Origin of the sequence: Chimaeribacter arupi (assembly GCF_002858805.1) — a bacterium.
In the GTDB taxonomy this organism is placed as follows: Bacteria; Pseudomonadota; Gammaproteobacteria; order Enterobacterales; family Enterobacteriaceae; genus Chimaeribacter; species Chimaeribacter arupi.
On sequence record NZ_PJZI01000010.1, the window covers coordinates 92,173 to 114,768 of the forward strand.

General features: G+C 50.5%; 18 protein-coding genes, 1 tRNA gene and 1 pseudogene. 10 read left to right on the forward strand and 10 right to left on the reverse strand.

What is annotated here, in order from left to right; translation table 11 throughout:
- Positions 1-48: 48 nt before the first annotated feature.
- Entirely contained in the window at positions 49-1,062 is a 1,014-nt protein-coding gene (tsaD, locus tag CYR52_RS08225) for a tRNA (adenosine(37)-N6)-threonylcarbamoyltransferase complex transferase subunit TsaD (protein ID WP_072927215.1), read from the reverse strand.
- 382 nt (positions 1,063-1,444) lie between these two features.
- Between tsaD and rpsU the strand changes: the two genes are divergently transcribed.
- The 3 genes from rpsU (at position 1,445) to rpoD (ending at position 5,544) form a co-directional block, all read left to right on the forward strand.
- A complete protein-coding gene (gene rpsU / locus CYR52_RS08230; protein WP_001144069.1) occupies positions 1,445-1,660 on the forward strand; it encodes a 30S ribosomal protein S21 in 216 nt (71 codons plus the stop codon).
- Between the two features lie 136 nt (positions 1,661-1,796).
- The gene (dnaG, locus tag CYR52_RS08235) at positions 1,797-3,545 is read left to right on the forward strand and encodes a DNA primase (RefSeq protein ID WP_072927214.1); all 1,749 of its coding nucleotides are present in this window, start codon (positions 1,797-1,799) and stop codon (positions 3,543-3,545) included.
- Between the two features lie 157 nt (positions 3,546-3,702).
- Positions 3,703-5,544, forward strand: a complete 1,842-nt coding sequence (gene rpoD / locus CYR52_RS08240) for an RNA polymerase sigma factor RpoD (protein WP_072927213.1) — start codon at positions 3,703-3,705, stop codon at positions 5,542-5,544.
- 135 nt (positions 5,545-5,679) lie between these two features.
- Here rpoD and mug read toward each other — a convergent pair whose 3' ends face one another.
- On the reverse strand, positions 5,680-6,186 hold the full coding sequence (gene mug / locus CYR52_RS08245) for a G/U mismatch-specific DNA glycosylase (protein ID WP_101828400.1): 507 nt from the start codon (positions 6,184-6,186) through the stop codon (positions 5,680-5,682).
- Between the two features lie 140 nt (positions 6,187-6,326).
- Here mug and CYR52_RS08250 point away from each other — a divergent pair.
- From CYR52_RS08250 to CYR52_RS08260, 3 genes and pseudogenes are all read left to right on the forward strand, one after another.
- A tRNA-Ile gene (locus CYR52_RS08250) sits at positions 6,327-6,402 on the forward strand.
- A gap of 94 nt (positions 6,403-6,496) precedes the next feature.
- A pseudogene (locus tag CYR52_RS08255) lies at positions 6,497-7,194 on the forward strand (phage integrase); the annotation flags it as partial.
- A 32-nt stretch (positions 7,195-7,226) separates the two neighbouring features.
- Positions 7,227-7,904, forward strand: a complete 678-nt coding sequence (locus CYR52_RS08260) for a hypothetical protein (RefSeq protein ID WP_101828401.1) — start codon at positions 7,227-7,229, stop codon at positions 7,902-7,904.
- 159 nt (positions 7,905-8,063) lie between these two features.
- On the opposite strand, the gene CYR52_RS08265 is transcribed toward CYR52_RS08260, so the two are convergent.
- Positions 8,064-9,413, reverse strand: coding sequence for a DUF4145 domain-containing protein (locus tag CYR52_RS08265; RefSeq protein WP_101828402.1), 1,350 nt, complete (start codon positions 9,411-9,413; stop codon positions 8,064-8,066).
- Positions 9,414-9,936: 523 nt separating this feature from the next.
- On the opposite strand from CYR52_RS08265, the gene CYR52_RS08270 reads away from it, so the two are divergent.
- Positions 9,937-10,947, forward strand: a complete 1,011-nt coding sequence (locus tag CYR52_RS08270) for a phage portal protein (RefSeq protein WP_101828420.1) — start codon at positions 9,937-9,939, stop codon at positions 10,945-10,947.
- Between the two features lie 181 nt (positions 10,948-11,128).
- Here CYR52_RS08270 and CYR52_RS22380 read toward each other — a convergent pair whose 3' ends face one another.
- From CYR52_RS22380 to CYR52_RS08310, 7 genes are all read right to left on the reverse strand, one after another.
- Complete coding sequence (locus CYR52_RS22380; RefSeq protein ID WP_146001337.1) at positions 11,129-12,253, reverse strand: hypothetical protein; 1,125 nt, start codon at positions 12,251-12,253, stop codon at positions 11,129-11,131.
- A 265-nt stretch (positions 12,254-12,518) separates the two neighbouring features.
- Complete coding sequence (locus tag CYR52_RS08285) at positions 12,519-13,226, reverse strand: GDSL-type esterase/lipase family protein (protein ID WP_101828405.1); 708 nt, start codon at positions 13,224-13,226, stop codon at positions 12,519-12,521.
- A 337-nt stretch (positions 13,227-13,563) separates the two neighbouring features.
- The gene (locus CYR52_RS08290) at positions 13,564-13,914 is read right to left on the reverse strand and encodes a hypothetical protein (RefSeq protein WP_146001338.1); all 351 of its coding nucleotides are present in this window, start codon (positions 13,912-13,914) and stop codon (positions 13,564-13,566) included.
- A 415-nt stretch (positions 13,915-14,329) separates the two neighbouring features.
- A complete protein-coding gene (locus CYR52_RS08295) occupies positions 14,330-15,064 on the reverse strand; it encodes a hypothetical protein (RefSeq protein WP_101828407.1) in 735 nt (244 codons plus the stop codon).
- 255 nt (positions 15,065-15,319) lie between these two features.
- On the reverse strand, positions 15,320-15,511 hold the full coding sequence (locus CYR52_RS08300) for a Tum protein (RefSeq protein ID WP_101828408.1): 192 nt from the start codon (positions 15,509-15,511) through the stop codon (positions 15,320-15,322).
- Between the two features lie 181 nt (positions 15,512-15,692).
- Positions 15,693-16,070 (reverse strand): hypothetical protein, encoded by a 378-nt coding sequence (locus tag CYR52_RS08305; protein ID WP_101828409.1) that lies wholly within the window; start codon positions 16,068-16,070, stop codon positions 15,693-15,695.
- 113 nt (positions 16,071-16,183) lie between these two features.
- Entirely contained in the window at positions 16,184-16,813 is a 630-nt protein-coding gene (locus tag CYR52_RS08310) for a TetR/AcrR family transcriptional regulator (RefSeq protein ID WP_101828410.1), read from the reverse strand.
- A gap of 67 nt (positions 16,814-16,880) precedes the next feature.
- Between CYR52_RS08310 and CYR52_RS08315 the strand changes: the two genes are divergently transcribed.
- From CYR52_RS08315 to pdeR, 3 genes are all read left to right on the forward strand, one after another.
- Positions 16,881-17,603 carry an SDR family NAD(P)-dependent oxidoreductase gene (locus CYR52_RS08315; RefSeq protein ID WP_072927178.1) on the forward strand — a complete coding sequence of 241 codons (723 nt, stop codon included), beginning with the start codon at positions 16,881-16,883 and terminating at the stop codon, positions 17,601-17,603.
- Positions 17,604-17,832: 229 nt separating this feature from the next.
- On the forward strand, positions 17,833-20,130 hold the full coding sequence (gene bglX, locus CYR52_RS08320) for a beta-glucosidase BglX (RefSeq protein WP_101828411.1): 2,298 nt from the start codon (positions 17,833-17,835) through the stop codon (positions 20,128-20,130).
- A gap of 424 nt (positions 20,131-20,554) precedes the next feature.
- Positions 20,555-22,549: a cyclic di-GMP phosphodiesterase gene (pdeR, locus tag CYR52_RS08325; protein WP_072927175.1), complete on the forward strand. Its 1,995-nt coding sequence runs from the start codon at positions 20,555-20,557 to the stop codon at positions 22,547-22,549.
- Positions 22,550-22,596 lie beyond the last annotated feature (47 nt).

Sequence of the window (22,596 nt, forward strand, 5' to 3'; positions counted from 1 at the left end):
ACGCGGCAGATGCTTTGTGTGCCCGCCGCGGATGTACGCAGCGGCAGGTTACACGGCCGGCAGCTCTGCCAGCGGCCAGCGCGGACGCACGGTGATGCCCAGCCCACCGGTGTTGCCTGCTTTAAGGCGCACCATGCCCGCGTAAGCGATCATTGCGCCGTTGTCGGTGCAGAACTCCGGGCGGGCGTAGAACACCTCGCCACGGCGCTTCTGCATCATCTCCGCCAGCTTGCTGCGCAGGGTGCGGTTGGCGCTCACGCCGCCCGCCATCACCAGCCGGGAGAAGCCGGTCTCCTCCAGCGCCCGCTTGCACTTGATCGCCAGGGTATCCACCACCGCATCTTCAAAGGCGCGGGCGATGTCTGCTTTGGTCTGATCGTCAGACTCATTGCCGCGGATGGTATTGGCAGCAAACGTCTTCAGGCCGGAGAAGCTGAAATCCAGCCCTGGGCGATCGGTCATCGGCCGGGGGAACGTAAAGCGCCCCGCCTGCCCCTGCTGCGCCATTTTCGACAGCATCGGGCCGCCGGGGTAGTCCAGCCCCAGCAACTTGGCGGTTTTGTCGAAGGCTTCCCCGGCGGCATCGTCAATCGACTCGCCCAGCAGCCGGTATTCACCAATGCCGGTCACGCTGATGAGCTGGGTGTGCCCGCCGGAAACCAGCAGCGCCACAAACGGGAACGACGGCGGGTTGTCTTCCAGCATCGGGGCCAGCAGGTGGCCTTCCATATGGTGTACCGGCACCGCAGGCACGCCCCAGGCGAACGCCAGCGAACGGCCGATGGTCGCCCCCACCAGCAGCGCGCCGACCAGCCCCGGCCCGGCGGTATACGCCACCGCATCGATGTCACTGCCCTGCAGGCCCGCATCCTTCAGCGCGGCCTGAATCAGCGGCACCGTCTTGCGGACGTGGTCACGCGAGGCCAGTTCCGGCACCACGCCGCCGTAGTCCGCATGCAATTTCACCTGGCTGTACAATTCATTGGCCAGCAGACCTTGTTGATCGTCATAAATTGCGATGCCGGTCTCATCGCAGGACGTTTCGATACCTAATACGCGCATTGCCTTTTCCACCTGTTTCGAACGGCGCCCCGACGCGGGCGGCGCGGCGCGCAGTTTACCACTATCTGGGGGCGGCTCAACACCGGCTTGCAGCCATATGCGCCCGCACAACCTGCCTGCGCCTGCGCCCCCCCTCTTTTTTTCCGTGCCGGACAGCGAGGGAATTTTCGCCCGGCACTGATTAATCACGGGTATTCCCGATTGATTGGTATATAATCACCCGCTTGCGCATAAGCGAGCACATTTGCTGGCCGTCCTGCCCATTCCAATTTGCTGTGGTGCTTTACAAAGCAGCACCCATTGAAGTAAAATTCCGCACCATTTTGAAAATGGCTGGCGCCACAGGCCAGCGACAAACCGATTTTATTGAGGTGAGAGGCACATGCCGGTAATTAAAGTACGTGAAAACGAGCCGTTCGACGTAGCTCTGCGTCGTTTCAAACGTTCCTGCGAAAAAGCGGGTGTTTTAGCTGAAGTTCGTCGTCGTGAGTTCTATGAAAAACCGACTACCGAACGTAAACGCGCTAAAGCTTCTGCTGTGAAACGTCACGCGAAGAAACTGGCTCGCGAAAACGCACGCCGTACTCGTCTGTACTAATTTTTCGGGGGTAACCCCACCGCGTGGTTTGGTCATTTCGAAAAACGCGCAGACTGAGTAGTAGTATACGAAGGCCGTGCTTTCCGAAAGGAATGCGCGGCTTGTTGTCGTTTATAGGCTGGTGAGCAAGGGGCTTATGGCTGGACGAATCCCGCGTGTATTTATCAATGACCTGCTGGCGCGCACTGACATCATCGATTTGATCGATGCCAGGGTGAAGCTGAAAAAGCAGGGCAGGAATTATCATGCGTGCTGCCCGTTCCACAATGAGAAAACCCCCTCTTTCACCGTCAATGGCGAGAAGCAGTTTTACCACTGTTTCGGCTGCGGCGCGCATGGCAATGCCATCGATTTCCTGATGAATTACGACAGGCTGGAGTTTGTCGAAAGCATTGAGGAACTGGCAACCATGCATGGCCTGGACGTGCCTTACGAGGCAGGGTCCGGCCCCTCCCAGATTGAACGCCATCAGCGCCAGAGCCTGTACCAGCTGATGGAACAGCTGAGCACCCATTATCAGCACGCCCTGGCTCAGCCCACTGCGCAGGTCGCCCGCGACTACCTGCAACAGCGCGGCCTGAGCCAGGAGATTATCCAGCACTTTGCGATTGGCTTTGCCCCGGCCGGATGGGATAACACCCTGAAGCGCTTTGGTAAAAACAGTGACGGCCGTACCGCGTTGAATGACGCCGGGATGCTGGTCACCAACGACCAGGGGCGGGTTTATGACCGCTTCCGCGAACGGGTGATGTTCCCTATCCGCGACAAACGCGGGCGGGTGATCGCCTTTGGCGGGCGGGTGCTGGGTGATGGGGTACCCAAGTATCTCAACTCCCCGGAAACCGAGATTTTCCATAAAGGCCGCCAGTTGTACGGCCTGTATGAAGCGCAGCAAAGCCACCCGGAGCTGGCCCGTTTGCTGGTGGTGGAAGGTTATATGGACGTGGTGGCACTGGCGCAGTTCGGCATTGATTATGCCGTAGCCTCGCTCGGCACCTCGACCACCGCTGACCACATCCAGCTGATGTTCCGCGCCACTGACAACGTGGTGTGCTGCTATGACGGCGACCGTGCCGGCCGTGAGGCGGCCTGGCGCGCGCTGGAAACCGCCCTGCCCTACCTGACTGACGGCCGCCAGCTGCGCTTTATGTTTTTGCCTGACGGCGAAGACCCCGACACCCTGATCCGTAAAGAGGGCAAAGCGGCCTTTGAGCAGCGCATGGAGCAGGCTCAACCGCTCTCGACCTTCTTGTTCGAAACGCTGCTGCCGCAGGTGGATTTGAGCAGCCCTGACGGGCGCGCCAAATTAAGCACCCTGGCATTGCCGCTGATCGGACAGGTACCGGGTGAAACGTTACGTCTTTACCTGCGCCAGCAACTCGGCAACAAGCTGGGCATCCTGGATGACAGCCAGCTGGAGAAGCTGCTGCCCAAACAGGGTGAAAGCGCAAATAGCTACCAGCCGCCCCAGCTAAAACGCACGACAATGCGTATACTGATAGGATTGTTGGTACAAAATCCCCGGCTGGCTACACTTATTCCTTCGCTGCAAGGCGTGGAACAAGCCGGACTGCCGGGCTTTGACCTGTTTGTCGAACTGGTCGAGACCTGCCTGGCCCAGCCGGGGCTGACCACCGGCCAGTTGCTGGAACAATATCGCGATAATAAGTACAGCCAGCAGCTTGAAATCCTGGCGACATGGAACCACATGATCGTAGAGGATATGGTTGAGGAAACATTTGTGGACACGCTGGCCAGCCTGTATGACTCCGTTCTGGAGCAACGGCTGGAGACGCTAATCGCGCGCGCCCGGACGCATGGTTTGAGCACGGAAGAACGGGAAGAGGTTCGCTCTCTCAACCAGGTACTGGCGAAAAAAAAATGACCATCTGACGGCTTAAGTGCCGATATATAGCGGGGCGATGCCCTGCACGATGCCGCCATAGCGGGCCGCGGCAACAACAAAAACGCCCCAAATGTTATCGTTGGCGGTTTCGCCGACCGACACCAACCCAAATACTCTGAAGTGTGGATACCGTCTTATGGAGCAAAACCCGCAGTCACAGCTCAAACTTCTTGTCACCCGTGGTAAGGAGCAAGGCTATCTGACCTATGCTGAGGTCAATGACCATCTGCCGGAAGATATCGTCGACTCCGACCAGATCGAAGACATCATCCAGATGATTAACGACATGGGCATTCAGGTGCTGGAAGAAGCACCGGACGCCGATGATTTGATGCTGGCCGAAAACACCAATGACACCGACGAAGACGCGGCCGAAGCGGCTGCCCAGGTGTTGTCCAGCGTTGAGTCTGAGATTGGCCGTACGACCGATCCGGTGCGCATGTATATGCGCGAAATGGGTACCGTTGAACTGCTGACGCGTGAAGGTGAAATTGACATCGCCAAACGCATCGAAGACGGTATCAACCAGGTGCAGTGCTCCGTTGCCGAATACCCGGAAGCGATTACCTACCTGCTGGAACAGTATGATCGTGTGGAAGCCGGCGAGTCCCGCCTGTCTGACCTGATCACCGGCTTTGTTGACCCGAACGCGGAAGAGGATATCGCCCCGACCGCCACCCACGTTGGCTCTGAACTGCCGAACGAGGAACTGGACGACGAAGACGAAGATGAAGATGAAGACGACGACAGCAGCGACGATGACAACAGCATCGACCCTGAACTGGCGCGCCAGAAATTCACCGACCTGCGTGAGCAGTATGAAGCGACCCGTAACGTCATCAAGACCAAAGGCCGCAGCCACGCCAGCGCCGCAGAAGAGATCCTGAAGCTTTCTGAGATCTTCAAACAGTTCCGCCTGGTGCCGAAACAGTTCGATTTCCTGGTCAACAGCATGCGTTCCATGATGGATCGCGTCCGTACCCAGGAACGCATCATCATGAAGCTGTGCGTTGAACAGTGCAAAATGCCGAAGAAAAACTTCGTCAACCTGTTCGCCGGCAACGAGACCAGCGATGTCTGGTTCGAAGCGGCCGTCGCGATGGCCAAGCCGTGGTCTGAGAAGCTGAAAGACGTCAGTGAAGATGTCCAGCGCAGCCTGCAAAAGTTGCGTCAGATCGAGGAAGAGACCGGCCTGACCATTGAGCAGGTCAAAGACATCAACCGCCGTATGTCGATTGGTGAAGCGAAAGCGCGCCGCGCCAAGAAAGAGATGGTGGAAGCGAACTTGCGTCTGGTGATTTCTATCGCCAAAAAATACACCAACCGTGGCCTGCAGTTCCTGGACCTGATTCAGGAAGGCAACATCGGCCTGATGAAAGCGGTAGACAAGTTCGAATACCGCCGTGGTTACAAGTTCTCGACCTACGCCACCTGGTGGATCCGTCAGGCGATTACCCGTTCCATCGCTGACCAGGCACGTACCATCCGTATTCCGGTGCATATGATTGAGACCATCAACAAGCTCAACCGTATCTCGCGCCAGATGCTGCAGGAGATGGGCCGCGAGCCGACGCCGGAAGAGCTGGCTGAACGTATGCTGATGCCGGAAGACAAGATCCGCAAAGTGCTGAAGATTGCCAAAGAGCCGATCTCCATGGAGACGCCGATTGGTGATGATGAAGATTCGCATCTGGGCGACTTCATTGAAGACACGACGCTGGAGCTGCCGCTGGACTCCGCGACCTCTGAGAGCCTGCGCTCTGCCACGCACGACGTGCTGGCCGGCCTGACGGCGCGTGAGGCGAAAGTGCTGCGTATGCGTTTCGGTATCGACATGAACACCGACCACACGCTGGAAGAAGTGGGCAAACAGTTTGACGTCACGCGTGAGCGTATCCGCCAGATTGAAGCGAAGGCGCTGCGTAAACTGCGCCATCCGAGCCGCTCTGAAGTACTGCGCAGCTTCCTGGACGATTAATCGCCCGGTTGCCGCCACAAAAAAGCCCCGTAAGGGGCTTTTTTTATGCCTGCGGTCTGGGGCCGGCGCAGAGGGGAATAGCATTCACGATAGCCGCTATCCGCCTGCCGGAGCGTGCCCGGTTCAGCTTATGGGTTATGGCGCGCGTTGGGTCAGGTCGAGATAGAGTTCGCGGTATGCCGCTACCAGCTCGTCAAGCGATGCGCGGTTCAACCCGCTGGGGTTGGGCAGCACCCACACCGCCGTCCCACCGATGCTTTCCGGCTGACGCCCCCAGGCCACTTTCCTGATGCCAAAGGCGCTGCTGTAAGCTTGTTTGCCCAGCACCGCCAGCGCCCGTGGTTGATATCGCAGGATCTTCTCCCGCAGCGCCGCCCCGCCCTGCCGCAACTCCGCCCGCGCCAGTTCAGAGGCTTCCACCGTGGGCCGGTCCACCAGGCGGGTGATGCCGCAGCCGGTATCCAGCAGATGCTGCTCCTCTTCCGGCCGCAGTTGCCGCGCAGTAAAGCCGGCCAGATGGATCACTTTCCAGAACCGGTTATTGCTGTTGGCGAAGTGATACCCGTGGTGCGCGGTGGATAACCCCGGATTAATCCCGCAAAACACCACCTGCAACCCCTCTGTCAGGATGTCCTTAATCATATCAATCCCCAGTGATACATTTCTTTTGGTTATCGCAAAAACCTCCAGAAATTACAACAGACTAATCTGAGCAGAAAACCGCCATCCAGCCGGGCAAAGGTAGACCTGCTGATGAGAACTGCCGTATAATCACGCCGCCCGGCCCCTTAGCTCAGTGGTTAGAGCAGGCGACTCATAATCGCTTGGTCGTTGGTTCAAACCCAACAGGGGCCACCAAATTTTAGCTTTAAAATCATATGATTAAGCCACTCCGCAAGGGGTGGCTTTTTTGTTATCTTTATTTGTCAGCGAACGTAATATGGGAACTGTAGCTGCTTATCGGGAGCGGCTGTTAACCGGGAAAATATCGATTCAAACAGAGTTAAGACAGTAACAGCTCGTACAGTAAATCTTGAACTGGCCTACTTTAGAGCTATGTTTAATGAGTTGCGTCGCCTAGATGAATGGACCGCGCCCAATCCGCTTGAGAACGTGCGCGAGTTCAAAATCAGTGAGTCTGAGATGGCGTATCTCACCATTGAGGAAATAAGAACTCTTCTCACCGAGTGTGAGAACAGCCGTTCTAAAGATCTGACTACCATTGTGAAAATCTGCCTGGCAACTGGCGCACGATGGAGTGAGGCCGAAGGCTTGAAGGGAAACCAAATCCGCGCCGGTCAGATCATATATGTAAAAACTAAAGGCAAGAGAAACCGCGCGGTGCCGATTACTGAAAAATTACAGGCTGAACTGCCATCGAGCAGGAAAGCGCAGTTGCTCTTTAAACCATGCTATTCAGCTTTTAGAAAGGCTATGCAACGTGCTGGCCTCGAGACACCAGCCGGACAGCTAACGCATGTTTTGCGCCATACCTTTGCTTCTCATTTCATGATGAATGGCGGCAACATTCTTGTACTCCAACGGATTTTAGGACATACAGATATTAAAGTGACGATGCAGTATGCTCATTTTGCTCCAGAACATTTATATGAAGCTAAAATTCTGAATCCGCTAACTAAAATTTCTTAAAGTTTAATTCTCTTAAATCTCAGGATACTTACATGTCAAAGATAGATGTCTGGTCTACAAGAATTGCTAACTTTTCACAAATAGGGGTTTTGGCACTAGCAGCTTTTGGTTATTTTTATACCGTACTTCCTGTGTATCAGAAATCACTGCTTGATGAAGAAATAGCAAAAAAGACTCTTGAACTTGAAAAAAAAGACAAAAAACTTTTAGACCTTAACGCAAGCTTGAATGAAAAAACGATGGAACTAAGTCAGCTTTCGAAGGATGTTAACCAAGCAAAGAACGAAGCTCTCACAGCTAAATCAAATCTTAAAATAGTACAAGGGAAATTTTCTGAGCAATATTCAGAATTGAGGGTACATCTATTATCTCAATTTACATCGCTAGCTTACTCCGAATGTTATAAATTAATGTCCAGCGCCAATAATATATCACAGTGCTTTAATAAAATAGCTGAATCGTACAATCTTCGAGAGCTCAACACCAGAGACAAAGGTAATCTTAGGAGAAACATAAAAAGGGAAAGCCCTAAATTATTTATAGATTATTCTAATAAAAAAGACGCGCATGATTATACATTAAATAAAATAAATGACAGAATCACACTTGCCAACCGCCAGTGTGAATCAAAAAAAAGAACCGATGATTATAAGGATAGCTTTAAAAAAATAAACATTGATTTCGAATGTGAAACTAAAAAAACGAATTAGAAAATGAGATATTGAAAACAAAAACGCAATTAATTTTCGCGAGACAACAGTTAATGTCAGTTTATTTAAATTCGATAGCACAGAAAACTTTAAATTAAATAGACCTTATACTTTCAAACAGAGGGCGTTATTCACGCCCTCTGTTTTGCGCAGCAAGAATCAAAAGTAATTTTTTTCAAATTCTTCTGCTTTACCAATTGACGGCCTGATTTTTTCAATCACTTGTTGGCAATTATCAATATCATCTTTCAATGCTTTTAGTGCCTTTTCCTTAATTTTTGGAATATTATTAAATTTCCCTTTCATCATCCCTTCAGCCCCATATGCTCCCCAGTCGCCTGCTGCACAGATGTGAATAATAAGTTCGAAACAACTTGAGTCATCCATCAAATTTGAGATATCACCATCGTATGAGCTTGCACTCTGTGCAAAAGAGTTAGCTTCTGAGAAAGTTGAAGAACCTGCCTGGCCAAAAATTGATTGTATAACTTTATCTTTAGCCCATTCATGCCCTTTAACATATTTCATTAATACGGGACTTAGTTTGTATTTCTCAAGAACATCCTCAAGGGTAGACTTAAAACATCTATCGATAACTATCGCTTCCAAACCAAGAATACTATTAGCAATTTGTACGGGATGCCTTAAATACGTATGTTGATCAGAGGATTTTGTATCTAAAATTGTATCCTCAAACATTTTATTTAATCTTAAATAAATAATATCATCTATATCCTTGAGTAGATTACCATTGGTTGAGATACATTCCATCAAACATTGCCTTTTACTTTTATCGGTACTGCATTCAATTACAAGTTGTTTTTTTATCTGCTCAAGGACATCACTATTAAGCGGTTTACTTGATAAACCCAAAAGATATCTTTTTGCATTTAGCTTTATTTGTTCGTTTGCATTATCGAGTGATTCGATCAATTTTTTTAGAAGATATGAATATCCATCATGATGCAGGTTTTTAACACCTTCATTTACTACTGTAGCATGATCTTGAATACTCGAAGTCGGAAATAAATATGAGTTAGTCAACCTAGACAGGATTTGGTCGGCAACCTGAGTTGTTGATAAAACTGGCTTAGATAGAAATCTATGTATAGTTTCAGAATAAACATATCGGGCTTCTTCAGCAGTGGGCTTATGACCTGAAGGATGTGCAGCTTTATTTCTGAGCGTTCTTAATACTGAAAGGAAATCCGCATCAATATCCGTAATTATTTTTTCAGCCTTTAATTTATTAAGTAAATCACTTTCATAAACTTTTTGCTCATCTCTTTTTTTAGAGATTTCTATGAAAATTGCTTTAGCTACTCTATTTGTTGTAGCCATCCCGTCTAATTTTTTGAATAAATCTTCAAAAATAGCGATAAATGAAAGTACGACGCATGCTCGATGCGCACCTGTCATATAGCAAGTTAATGCTTCCCGCATGTATTCTTTCAGCTCAACATCAACTATATCACTAATAAGTTCTTCCATATCTCTAAGGCTTGACATAACTACTCCTTTATTTAATTTCAATTTTAAATAACATATCTAAATACCACTTAGTAAAAAAATAATATTGACAAATTTAAACCGGGTATTAATGTTTTTTAAACAGCCAACAAAATCATACCGTTAATCACCTACATTTTGGATAGATAAGTTTGGCAGCAAAGTGGCAGCAGAGCGCAACGCTATGTGCCACTTTTCATCACTATATGGCCTAAAGAAAAGATAAATATCAGCAAGTTACTGATTTCACTCGATTCAAATTGGGACTCATAATCGCTTGGTCGTTGGTTCAAACCCAACAGGGGCCACCAAATTTTAGCTTTAAAAGCATATGATTAAGCCACCTTGCACGGTGGCTTTTTTATTTGGTGAAATCAAAGTGGCGATGAAATGGCGATGGATTTTTAAAGCCCTCATGCTCTAGACATAAAAAAGCCCCGCTTTTGCGGGGCCTTCTTACATCCATAAGGTGCCTTGTTGTGATCTGTGTGGATGTAGCGGTTTAAGTTTCACGTCTTCAAGCCTGACAATCATTTCCACGATCAGGCATTCACGCAACCTGCCGCAGCCACAGGCGTTCAGCTTTGGCGATCCGACCGCGGTGATGGATAAGCGCGACATCCTGGATTATGCCGAGTGCATCGGTAACGGCCGTTGTTATGAGCCGCCGGTGAGTTTTCACGGGCTGGCGAAAAGCCTCCGCGCCGCCGTGCATTACAGCTCACCGATTTACGTGAAGCGCAATATCCTGGCCTCCACCTTTGTGCCGCACCCGCTGCTGACACAGCAGGAGTTCAGCCGCATCGCGCTCGATTATCTGGTATTCGGGAATGCCTTTGTTGAGCTGCGTAAAAACGCGCTGGGCGCGCCGCTGCGCCTGGAGTGCTCACCGGCTAAATTTACCCGCCGGGGCATTGAGGAGGGGGTGTATTGGTTTGTGAATGACTGGAAAGAGCCGCATGAATTTGTGGCCGGCAGCGTGTTTCACCTGGTTGAACCGGACATTAATCAGGAGCTTTACAGGCTGCCGGAATACCTCAGCGCCCTTAATTCCGCCTGGCTCAATGAGTCGGCCACGCTGTTTCGGCGCAAGTATTACCAGAACGGGGCGCACGCGGGCTACATCCTGTATATGACCGACGCCGCGCAGAGCAGCAGTGACATTGAGAAGATGCGCCAGGCGATGCGCGATACCAAAGGGCTGGGGAATTTCCGCAACCTGTTTATGTACGCACCCAACGGCAAGCCGGACGGCATTAAAATCTTACCGCTCAGTGAAGTCGCCACCAAAGACGACTTTTTCAATATCAAGAAGGCCAGCCGCGACGACCTGTTAAGCGCGCACCGCGTTCCGCCGCAGATGATGGGGATTATCCCGGACAACTCCGGCGGCTTTGGGGATGCCGTGAAGGCGTCACAGGTGTTTGTCAGGAACGAGCTAACGCCGTTGCAGGAGCGAATGAAAGAGATGAATGCCTGGCTCGGCCGGGAGGTGATTACCTTCAGGCCGTATAACCTGGAGAGTAATGAGTAACCTTGCACCGGCCGACCCTGGCCGGTTTTTTTATAGCGCTGTCAGGCGTGCTTTTCTATCAATTGATATATCAAGCTATATACATTAGGACACTACCATAATTAAAGGATCACGTTGAAAGAAAGTAAGAGCCTTTTGTCACATGGGTGTATTTATAATCCAATAATAAAAGTTGGTCATTTTAGTTTTGTGCATCGAGTAGAAAAAATTCAGGCAACTGGAGTATCGATCCCACAAGAGAGCGGGCACTTAGCACGCCATGCCTAATCATTTCAATCTGTTCAATAGCCTCATTTATGTGATGCATATCCAGTTGGGGAGAAACAGTGGCCATTTTGATAACTTTACCGTAGTACATAGCTTTAACATCTAGCATCCAGTCAGCAAACTGCCGTTCGAGGCGTAAAGCATAAGCCACCTTAGCCGACAATGCTTTATTATGGCTAAAGTGTATTTTAATATCTACTAGCATCGCTATAGCACGCTCTAATACTACTAGGTGCATTCGAGAAGCATCACCTACTCTTTGAGCAGATAAGTAGGCATCTAAACAGCCATAACGTGAAATCATGAAATGCACATACTCAAAAGACATATCACATGTATAGCGATTATGTCGGGAGGCATCTAGAATTTCTCGCCAATGCTTCGTAGATGCAAATAAGCATTCAGCCCGCGTTCCCTTTCTGCCATCTGGCAACACGTAGTTAACTGTTGGAATCTGGATCTCTCTTAGTTTCTTACCTCGTTTATCTTCAAAAAATGCTAAAACTTCAGCTGCTTCAACATGATTTGCGGTTACTTCCCGCACCTTTGCGCGTAGTATCGTGCGTAGGCGTTTAAGCTGTTTTTGCTTGACCTTGCAACCTAGATAGCAATTAGATGAATAGGTAGCTGCAATTGCCTCTCTTAGCTTTTCACACATTTCCCAAAGCTCATTAACTTGATTACGGTCAGTTAATGGGCTGGCTATTAATTTTCGAGTGGCAGCCAATTCATTATTTGAGATTTTATTAATCTTCTCGTAGGGGAAAAAATCATCAAAGTCAGTTGTAATATATATATTTTTTTCCGCTCTTATCTTCGAAAAATCTTTATAGAAAGAATCACACAAACCACGTTGCAACCAAAAATTAACCGTAGCTTGTTCATTACCCTTAGGTTCGAGGCCATTGAAGAAATGATGTTTTTTGCTAAGAATTTTTACGATATTATTGACATCAACAAACTTACCAGCGATCGTGACATTAACAAGTCCATTTCTGCAATGCGCACTTTTTTTTGGCAATGGAATAACCTCAAGCATCTTGTAGTCTCAATTTTTGGCAGGTGACAACGTTATATTTAAATAAATAGTTTCAAATAGAAGCTATTGATTTTTATTGTTATTTTATATTTGCATTTAAAATAACCTGGGTTATATATAAAGATAAACATTCTGCTCTGACATTTAAATATTGTAGCACTCATCATGAACATATCATTTCATAATGAAACCATACAATCCTAAACCCCTAGTTTATAATAAATAATTATTGAGACACCCCGCCGCAGCGGGGTAAACTCTAGAATTAGAATAAATCAGAAATCTCATTGCTCCAGGCTTTATAGCCTTTGAAATTGATATGTGTATCGTCTAGCGAAAATTCAGGATTCAAGACACCATCAACTGCTAGGGATTTATTTATATCCACATAATGATAACTCTTTTCCTTACAGAACTTAGTCAGCTTATTATTAATTTGGTTGATGACAATATTCTTCTGGCGTAAAGTCTCCCCTGAAAAAAGAGTAGATTCAACCACTATATCCATTCCGGCTTCTTTCAACTTATCAGCAATCTTTCCAATATTTTCCACAATACCATCCGCACTCATTCCACGATCAATATCATTTGTCCCAACCATAATGAAAGCCTTTTTTGCACCAGTAGCAATAATATCGTCAATACGTTCTAATATACCGGTGGTATCATCGCCAGCAATGCCACGATTCACAATTTTATAATTGGGGAAAATATCATCCCAACGAGCATTTTCTGTAATGCTATCCCCTACCATCACATAATCGCCTTTTCCATGGAATTCTTTATACATATCGCGCTTATATAGATAGGTGGCATTGCGAACCGTATCTGATGTTTCAGACGTAAAATACTTATGTTTTAATTCGTAAATAGTGCTGTATGGGAAAATAGCATATTTACCCAGAGCAAACCCATAACCAAAGACTAATGCCACCCCTGCGGCTATAGCCACATTTTTCATTTTCAAATTCATTTCATCACCTTAGAGGAAAAAGCATAAACCGCTCAAATTTTAAGGAATTATACTCTTTCTGCAACATCTAAAAATATAAATATTTCTAATGATTAGATTCCAAGTTTAACTTTTATCTTTTGGAATACCGTTCTTGAGAATAACTGAGACACTTCACATTAGCTTAACTAAACATTATTCCCTAAAAGGAATTAGAATGAAGGACAGAAAACTTTCTTCCACTTTAAACGGGCGTGATTTTCAAGCATCGGATGTGTTTCATATAACAGCCAAGGTCTTTTTAACAGACAAAAACCGTAGTTAGCCTAGCCATAAAGCGAAAATCAGTTCCATTTGCTCACCATAATGCTGTCATATAACTAGGCTTGCCGTCTGCAATACCCCAGAAAACAATTTGTAAACAGTTGGTTAGCCTGATTTTAACAATCATAGGTTCTAGAGAATATGTTAAATCAGGATAAACTTTATGTTCTGTTTGCAGCGCTACCTGCAACATCTCAGCCTCAGCCAAGTGCTCTAAGGTCAGAGCCGTGGTTACATCGTTTCCCCAGCGCCCCGAACCTAGGTAGAACTGGTCACCTGTCATGCTTAGATGCCGGATGACGAATCCCATTGGCCGAATATCTTTCTTATTATCGGCCTGCACAATATGCAGCCAGAATTCTCGTGTCCCTGCTTCTGTATTCATTGCTGCCTAATCACTATGTCAAAAATCCAAAGTAGTATGCCGTCAAATAGAGTAAAAAAGGAGAGAGCGGATCACTATTTGTTCAAATTCGGAATAATGCCTTAAGTTAAACACTATTAATGATTTGGATACTTAGAAGCAACGGAATCCTTTAGTAATGAGGTATATCGATTTTTGCTGGAAATGATTAGTCAGATTCGAATAGCCGCGCAAATAGCTAAATGCAGATTTTTATTAACTCTGCGCGCAATGCTATCCCCGCCACGCCTGCCCGCTTTATGCATCGTTTTTCATGCAGGTGCATGAACCAACGAAAAAGGCTCCAGCACTGGAGCCTTTGAGGTTTTGCTATGTGTCGCTCTGCATTCAGATCCATGCACTCTATGTATGCATAGCCCTTGCACCGCAACCTTGGTTACTTGATGATTTTGACTAACTCGCCTGTTTGAAGGTCTACGCGGGCGGCGATCTCATCTTTGATGATCCCACCATATGCGTTTTTTCCACGGAATACAGTTTTAACGATAGCGTGAGGATCTTTACCCAAGATTAAGCGATATGACGTTGAAACATGTTTATATGATGAATCATCATTCATATTATCTTTGATGAATCTTTCTAACGGCCTATATGACCCATCCCACCCGCTAAAGTTTTCTTGGAATGTATCAAAATTTATTTTCTTGGCTAAAGATTCAGGTGTGCGCTCATATTGTGCATAACACCATCCGAAAACTTCATTAAGTTTTAAATCATCTGATTTAGTAAAGCTGTATTCGCTAAGGCAAGCATACATACCATCAATGGCCGCATCAGGCATCGCCTTAAAATCGGTATAATCTGCTACGATTTTATGCCGGGTGCCTTTAGTCTCATTGCGATAGCCCTTTAGACTCATGTCAGCAAACTCAAACACACGCGGCGTCGGTTCAGTTTTTTCCTCAGCGGCTTGAACTGACTCCTGGCTTGGTGCCTGTGATTTCGCTGAAGGGTATAAGGTGGAGCCGAGAAAGCTTAAAACAAGCCACCCACCAAGATAGATAACGCTCGACCTTATTCGGTTTGGCATTCGAACCACTGAAGGTTTAATCAGCCCAACGATGAAAGCAAGTAAGCAAAGAAGAGATAATAAAGCGATTATAGTTCCCATACTATTCCTTTTAAATGTGTGTAGCCCCAAAAAAACAGCCGCATATTATCAAATATGCGGCTGTTATATATAAAATAATTTAATGCGATTTATTGCTTATGTTTCTTTCTTGAGGCTGCTTTACTAGTAGAAGCACCACCCTGATAGTCTCGCTCTATCATTAAAGGAATTTCACCCAAGCCACTTATATCTTCCCTCTATAAGAGCATGACTAACTAGCTGATTTTTTTTATTTTTATCATGATACATCGGCTGTTAGTTCTCAAGCGGCCGAGCTGAAAAAATCACCTGAAAATGATTGTCTTGTAATGTCATGCCACGCGCTAAATCAGCAATCATGAGTAACGCTACCTCCCGATCTCTTTCCTGACACCCACCTTCAGCAGTGAGCCGCGCAATCAGTTCAACCCTTTCAAGTGCTACATGCGCCTTCAAATTCTGATCCATAATCCCCCTTCTTATTGATACTGTTTATTTATACAGTAGCACAGCAATACTGATTTATAAAAGAATTTTCAAAAGCAGCGGTGATCAATTTATGCTTTTGAAACTTAAGGCAAACTTTGCCGCCCTTGATTGATAGGCTCTAACTATTAGTTAATGAAAAACATAATGAAATTTCACGCTATTATTTACTGACATTAGCAGCTTTCAGACGAGCCGCGCCCGCCAAGCGTGCAAACCTATCCAATATTTGGCTGGAATCCAGCTTCTTGGCAGCGCTGAAGACTTCCCCGGAACTGGCACCTCTAAGCCACTTGCCATTTATCTGTGTTCGGACACCGCTTATCACACGTGTAGCTAAAGCCCGGCTGATGGTTTCGCCAGTTGTATCTCTGATTTCACCAATAGCCCGATCACAAGCTGCCTCTACAGCGGCCGAGCGCTGATAAAATTTTGGTGTCTTCTTAACCTGGCTATCTCTTACTTTATTCAGAAGTTGCCTCCGCTCTTTTCTGCTTAAGCTAGAAAAATCTATATCCTGATAACTTTCCAGCCTCATCATGTCCTCACACCCTTCCCTCACCGTACAGTTATTGACAGAACTCCGAGAGGGCGGCGAGGCAATGCGCTCATTAAATATATGAACACCCTTTAAGCCTCTTACTTCTACCCACCTTACCGCTCCACCGCATACGCTTTCACATAGGCATACCCTAATGTGTTCAGGTGCGGGTACAGGGCGTCCGGCGAGGCGGCGGCATCGCTGCCGACGGCGTGGCACAGCACCCCGGCAAGCGAGGTGATAAGGATCACCGCCACGGTGTCTGCCTCGGTAAAGGAGGCGTCGGCCGCACTGCTCAGTAAAGCGTTGACTGCCCCGCGCATCTCATCCTGCACCTGCTGGAGAATCTCCTCGCCGCCGTGATCCATCGCAATCACATACAGCGCGCGGGAGGCCTCGGGCCGCGCAAATTTAGCCTCAAGATAGGTGCTGACCAACGCACTGATCATCGGTTGCAGCGCGGTGCCGTGCTGCTCTGCGCAACAGGCGATGACCGCCTGGCTGACGTCATTAAGATGGCGCGCCAGCAAGCTGTTCAGCAGCGACTGTTTGTGCGGAAAGTATTGGTAGAGCGTGCCGACAGACACCCCGGCGCGCTCCGCGACCCGGGTGGTGGTGCAGCGCTCCAGCCCATCGGCGATCAAAACCTGAAGGGTCGCCTCCAGAATCGCGTCCACGGTGGCTTCCGATCGCGACTGAACCGGCATTTTACGGGGCTGTAGCTGGAGGTTACCAGGCTTCATTGAATGCGAATTCTAAAGGGGAAAGATGTTGCATAGTATAACGATTCACCCCAAAAAGGAGCACAAAATGAGCACATCCCGTTTTGCCCTGGTTACCGGCGCCAATAAAGGCATCGGCAAAGAGATTGCCAGACAACTGGCACAGCAAGGCTACCATGTGTTTCTCGGCTGCCGCGATGCGGCGCGTGGCAGAGAAGCACAGGCGGAGCTGGAAAGTGCCGGCCAGGTTGAATTCGTGGCGCTGGATGTCACCGACAGTGCCTCGATAGCCGCGGCAGCGGCCCAGGTGGACGCCCGTGCCGGCCGGTTGGATCTGCTGGTGAACAATGCCGGCATCGTAGCGGATGCCGCGCCGCCCAGCCAGGCGAAGCCTGATGACATCCGCGCCACTTACGAGGTCAATGTGCTTGGCCCGGTACAGGTCACGCAGGCGTTCCTGCCGCTGCTGCGGCAAGGTGAACAGAAAAATATCATTAATGTCTCCAGCGAGCTGGGGTCACTCGGCCTGCACAGTTACCCCGATTTTGCTTACCACGGGGTCAATATCTTCAGCTACAACTCCTCCAAAACCGCCCTGAATGCCTTTACCGTACTGCTGGCGAAGGAGCTGAAACCGGAAGGGTTCCGGGTCAACGCCGTGAATCCCGGCTATACCGCGACGGACCTGAACCAGCACAGCGGCCCGCTGCCGCCGGAAGAGGCTGCGGCGACCATTGTGCAGTATGCGGTGCAAGGAACGGGCGGCCCCACCGGCGGGTTCTTCGTCCGGGATGGCCAGGTGCCCTGGTAAAATCTGCGTTGTCACATCCCCTTCTCTTTCAGGACGCCGGCGGCTTCACGCTCTGCGTCCTTTTTTCGTAATGCCTCGCAAAGTTGGGTGTAAACTTCTGATGCATCGTGATATCAGTTGCTAACGGCTTGGGCGACATATTAGATTCACCCCACTACCGGGCAGACAGGTCCGGGCCGATTTGCACAGGGCAGTACCCCACCGGCATAAAGCGTTCAAAGGATGATTGATGAATAAGCGTTGTTTACTTGGCCTTCTGGTTTGTCTGGCAGTTTCCCCCGTCTATGCGGAGCCGGTTCCCCCCGCGCCGCAGTATCAGGTAAAGGAGAAAACCGCCTTTATTGACCATCTGCTGAAGCAGATGACGCTGGATGAAAAAATTGGTCAGCTGAATCTGGTCACGGTGGGGCCGGAATACCCGAAAGAGGCGATCATGGCGGACATCCGCGCCGGAAAAGTGGGCGGAATGTTCAATACCGTGACCAAACCGGACATCCGCCGTATGCAGGATCAGGTGCAGCACAGCCGCCTGAAGATCCCGCTGTTCTACGCCTATGATGTGGTGCACGGCCAGCGCACCATCTTCCCGATAAGCCTCGGCCTCGCGGCCAGCTGGGACATGGACGCCGTGGCGCTGAGCGGCCGCATCTCCGCGATTGAAACCGCCGCAGACGGCCTGAACATGACGTTCTCCCCGATGGTGGACATCACGCGGGATGCCCGCTGGGGGCGCGTCTCTGAAGGGTTCGGGGAAGACACGTACCTGACCTCACGGCTGGCGAATGTGCTGGTCAGTGCCTACCAGGGCGATGACCCTTCCGCCCCTGACCGTATCATGGCTAACGTGAAACACTACGCCACCTATGGCGCGGCGGAGGGCGGCCGGGATTACAACACGGTGGATATGTCACTGCCGAAAATGTTCCAGGATTATCTGCCGCCTTATAAAGCCGCGATTGACGCCGGGGCCGGTGGGGTGATGGTGGCGCTGAATGCCGTGAATGCCATGCCTGCCACCTCCAACAGCTGGCTGTTAAATGACATTCTGCGTAAACAGTGGAATTTCCGCGGCGTTACCGTCAGCGACCACGGGGCGATCGGCGGGCTGGTGAAACATGGCGTGGCGGAGAATAACCGCCAGGCGGCGGCGATGGCGCTTAAGGCCGGGGTAGATATGGACATGGCCGACAATATGTACGGCCTCTACCTGAAAGGGCTGCTGAAAGATGGCCTGATCAGCCAGCATGATATCGACCGGGCAGTGCGTGATGTGCTGGACGTGAAATGGGATATGGGGCTGTTTGCCGATGCCTACCGCCACCTCGGCCCCGCCTCAACCGACCCGGCCGACACCAATGCCGAGAGCCGCCTGCACCGCAAAGAGGCACGTGAAGTCGCCCGTACGGCGATGGTGCTGCTGAAAAACCGTGCCCAGACGCTGCCGCTGGCAAAAAGCGGCACCATCGCCGTGGTCGGCCCGCTGGCAAAAAGCCAGCGCGACATCATGGGGAGCTGGTCAGCTGCTGGGGTGTCTGCGCAGACGGTGACCGTGTGGCAGGGTATGCAGAATGTGGCCGGTGACAAAGCCACCCTGCTCTATGCGCGTGGGGCCAACGTCACGGACAATCAGGCGATTGTGGATTACCTGAACTCTTACGACAAAGCAGTGGTTAACGATCCGCGCCCGGCGCAGGAGATGATTGACGAAGCGGTCAGCGTGGCGAAGAAAGCCGATGTGGTGGTCGCCGTGGTCGGCGAATCCCAGGGGATGGCCCACGAAGCCTCCAGCCGCAGCGACATCACCATCCCGGAGAGCCAGCGTGACCTGCTGAAAGCGCTGAAAGCCACCGGCAAACCGCTGGTACTGGTGCTGATGAACGGCCGCCCGCTGGCCCTGCCGTGGGAAAATGACAATGCGGATGCCATCCTCGAAACCTGGTTCAGCGGCACAGAAGGCGGCAATGCCGTGGCGGACGTGCTGTTCGGGGACTATAACCCGTCCGGCAAGCTGCCGATGACCTTCCCGCGTGCCGTCGGCCAGGTGCCGCTCTATTACAATGTGCTGAACACCGGGCGTCCGTTTAACCCGAATAAGCCGGACAAATACACGTCCCGCTATTTTGACATTACCAATGGCCCGCTCTACCCGTTCGGCTATGGGTTGAGTTATACGCAGTTCAATGTGTCAGACATTACGCTCTCCAGCGCATCGCTGACCCCTAAAGGCCACATTACGGCAAGTGTGACGGTGAAAAATACCGGTGACCGCGCCGGGGCCACTGTCGTGCAACTCTACCTGCAGGATGTGACGGCCTCACTGGCCCGGCCGGTCAAGGAGCTGAAAAACTTCAAGAAGGTTATGCTCCAGCCCGGCGAACAACAGGTAGTGACATTCCCGATAGATGAAACGGCCCTGCGCTTCTTCAACCAACAGCTTAAGTGGGTTTCAGAGCCGGGACGGTTCAACGTGTTTATCGGCCTGGATTCACAGGATGTGAAAAAACAGAGCTTCCTGCTGACGGAGTAACCAGGAAGAAGAGGGCTTCCCGGCCCTCTTCTCTGGCAGAGAAAGGACGGCAATTGTAAACGATGGCAGTTGTAAACAAAGTTACTACGCTTTACCACAATGGGAGGCGGGGTTACTTTTGTTATTCTTTAGCAACCCAGTGGGTCTTTATGGCACCCTATAACCGTTTATCCGGTGCCGGGCACAGGGATGGCCGCCAGAGAGCGCCTTTCCTGTCAGGTTGACTGCCGCCCCGTCAGGGACCCGCGTACCGATCCGGGCGCTGTCTGTTTACCAGGGCAAGATCTGTTTTCCAGGGCTATTTTCTGTTGATCAGGGCAATATCTGTTTATCAGGGCTACATCCTGTTCATTGGGGCAATACCAGGCCCGTTAGGCTGGCATCCGGTTTCAGCCTGCAAAACCTCTTCTGCGGAGATGTCTTCATGATCGAAAATCAAGATGGTTCGATCCTGTACCAACATTTTGGTACCCCCCGCCCCTATTGGCGACTCCATGCGGACAGCAACGCGCTGGAACTCTCTGCGGAAAAAAATATGACCAACGTCGCCATTGCCCTTACCGGCTACCAGGCGATGACCATCCGGGAACTGACCGGCGTGACGGCCAGTTTCTCCCTTGATATTTCACTGTATGGAACACCATTGCGCCTGCATCTGGTTGGCCGCCGCATAGGCCCTAAAGAGTGGGGCGGTACTGCGTCCGACTACTACGACACCCCTTCCGTCGCGCATGATCTGGAGGTCGGCTTATCCTTTGCCGAGCAGGTCGTGTCTGAAGCGAATTCGGTGATTGTTATCGTTGATCAGGAAGGAAAAGTTCAGCGCTTTAACCGCCTGAGTGAAGAGTACACCGGCGTCAAAGAGAAAGATGTCATCGGCAAAAGTGCCTATGACCTGTTTATGTCACTCGAGGAGGGCACCGCCTCCCGCCAGAACATTACCGGCTTTTTCCAGACGGCCCAATCCTACGAAGTCGAACGCTGGATCAATACCGTCAAAGGCCAGCGGCTGTTTCTGTTCCGCAATAAGTTTGTGCACAGCGGCAGCGGCAAGCAGCAAACGTTCCTGATCTGTTCCGGTACCGACATTACCGATGAGCGGATGGCGCAGGAGCGGCTGCGTATTCTGGCCAACACTGACACCATCACCGGGCTCGCCAATCGCCACGCCATCATGGAAAAAATGAACGCCGCGCTGGCCGACCGCGGCGACACCGCTGTGGGGGTGATCTACCTGGATTTAGATAATTTTAAGAAAGTGAATGATGCCTACGGGCATATGTTTGGCGATCGCCTGTTGCAGGAGGTCGCGACGTCCATCCAGGAGTGCCTCGGCCCGCGGGATACGCTGGCCCGGCTGGGTGGGGATGAATTTATCATCCTCAGCGAAAATACCAGCCTGGAAGCGCTGGAAGCCTGCGCCGTGCAGATCCACAGCCGCCTGAAAACGCCCTTCCGCATCGGCCTGATTGAAGTCTATACCGGCTGCTCTTGTGGCCTTGCCCTTTGCCCTGAGCACGGCACCAACGCCGAGAGCCTGATCCGGAATGCAGACACCGCGATGTATGTCGCCAAAGATCAGGGGCGGCGCACGCACCGGGTTTTCTCCCCGGAGATGAATTACAAAGTGGCCGAGTACATGTGGCTGGACACCAACCTGCGCAAAGCACTGGATGAGCAGCAGCTTCTCCTCTATTACCAGCCGAAAATCTCCGCCGGCACCGGCCGGGTGGAGAGCGTCGAGGCGCTGGTGCGCTGGTATTCGCCGGAACGCGGGTTGATTGCGCCTGCCCAGTTTATCCCGTATGCCGAGGAGTCCGGGCTTATCGGCCCCCTGGGTAAATGGGTGATGGAAACCGCAGCCAATCAGGCGATGGCCTGGCAACAGAAAGGGCTGAACCTGCGTATCGCCGTGAATCTGTCCGCGCGGCAGCTCAGCAGTGACACGCTGATCCCCACGTTCAAAGAGGCGATGGCCTCCTCGGGCATGACACAGTGCCTGCTGGATGTGGAGCTGACCGAAAGCTGCCTGATCGAAGATGAGAGCACGGCGGTGTCGTTGATCGGCCAGTTGCAGGCGCTGGGTGCCGACGTCTACCTGGACGATTTCGGTACCGGCTACTCTTCCCTCTCCCAACTGGCGCGCATCCCGATCGACTACATCAAGCTCGATCAGAGTTTTGTGCGCGGCATCAGCAATAACGACGTTTCACAGGCACTGGTACGGGCAATCATCGCCGTTGCCAGAACGCTGAACCTGAAAGTGGTGGCGGAAGGCGTAGAGACTGAAAACGAGGAGCGTTTCGTCGATGAGATGGGCGTGGATGACAAACAGGGTTACTTCTATGCGAAGCCAATGCCCGCAGAGGAGCTGGAGCATTGGCTGTCGAACAATGATGTGCTTCACCCATCAAAGTAAACCGGTCACGGTTGTGCCGGCAATAATGCTAAATCAGGCAGTCATAC

Bases quoted from the DNA above. Each gene is read 5' to 3' on its own strand.
- dnaG (WP_072927214.1), top strand. From the start codon at position 1,797: ATGGCTGGACGAATCCCGCGTGTATTTATCAATGACCTGCTGGCGCGC.
- CYR52_RS08300 (WP_101828408.1), bottom strand. From the start codon at position 15,511: ATGGATCAGAATTTGAAGGCGCATGTAGCACTTGAAAGGGTTGAACTG.
- CYR52_RS22380 (WP_146001337.1), bottom strand. From the start codon at position 12,253: ATGCTTGAGGTTATTCCATTGCCAAAAAAAAGTGCGCATTGCAGAAAT.
- bglX (WP_101828411.1), top strand. From the start codon at position 17,833: ATGAATAAGCGTTGTTTACTTGGCCTTCTGGTTTGTCTGGCAGTTTCC.
- CYR52_RS08265 (WP_101828402.1), bottom strand. From the start codon at position 9,413: ATGTCAAGCCTTAGAGATATGGAAGAACTTATTAGTGATATAGTTGAT.
- CYR52_RS08290 (WP_146001338.1), bottom strand. From the start codon at position 13,914: ATGAATACAGAAGCAGGGACACGAGAATTCTGGCTGCATATTGTGCAG.
- CYR52_RS08295 (WP_101828407.1), bottom strand. From the start codon at position 15,064: ATGGGAACTATAATCGCTTTATTATCTCTTCTTTGCTTACTTGCTTTC.
- CYR52_RS08310 (WP_101828410.1), bottom strand. From the start codon at position 16,813: ATGAAGCCTGGTAACCTCCAGCTACAGCCCCGTAAAATGCCGGTTCAG.
- tsaD (WP_072927215.1), bottom strand. From the start codon at position 1,062: ATGCGCGTATTAGGTATCGAAACGTCCTGCGATGAGACCGGCATCGCA.
- rpoD (WP_072927213.1), top strand. From the start codon at position 3,703: ATGGAGCAAAACCCGCAGTCACAGCTCAAACTTCTTGTCACCCGTGGT.
- pdeR (WP_072927175.1), top strand. From the start codon at position 20,555: ATGATCGAAAATCAAGATGGTTCGATCCTGTACCAACATTTTGGTACC.
- rpsU (WP_001144069.1), top strand. From the start codon at position 1,445: ATGCCGGTAATTAAAGTACGTGAAAACGAGCCGTTCGACGTAGCTCTG.
- CYR52_RS08260 (WP_101828401.1), top strand. From the start codon at position 7,227: ATGTCAAAGATAGATGTCTGGTCTACAAGAATTGCTAACTTTTCACAA.
- CYR52_RS08305 (WP_101828409.1), bottom strand. From the start codon at position 16,070: ATGATGAGGCTGGAAAGTTATCAGGATATAGATTTTTCTAGCTTAAGC.
- CYR52_RS08285 (WP_101828405.1), bottom strand. From the start codon at position 13,226: ATGAATTTGAAAATGAAAAATGTGGCTATAGCCGCAGGGGTGGCATTA.
- mug (WP_101828400.1), bottom strand. From the start codon at position 6,186: ATGATTAAGGACATCCTGACAGAGGGGTTGCAGGTGGTGTTTTGCGGG.
- CYR52_RS08315 (WP_072927178.1), top strand. From the start codon at position 16,881: ATGAGCACATCCCGTTTTGCCCTGGTTACCGGCGCCAATAAAGGCATC.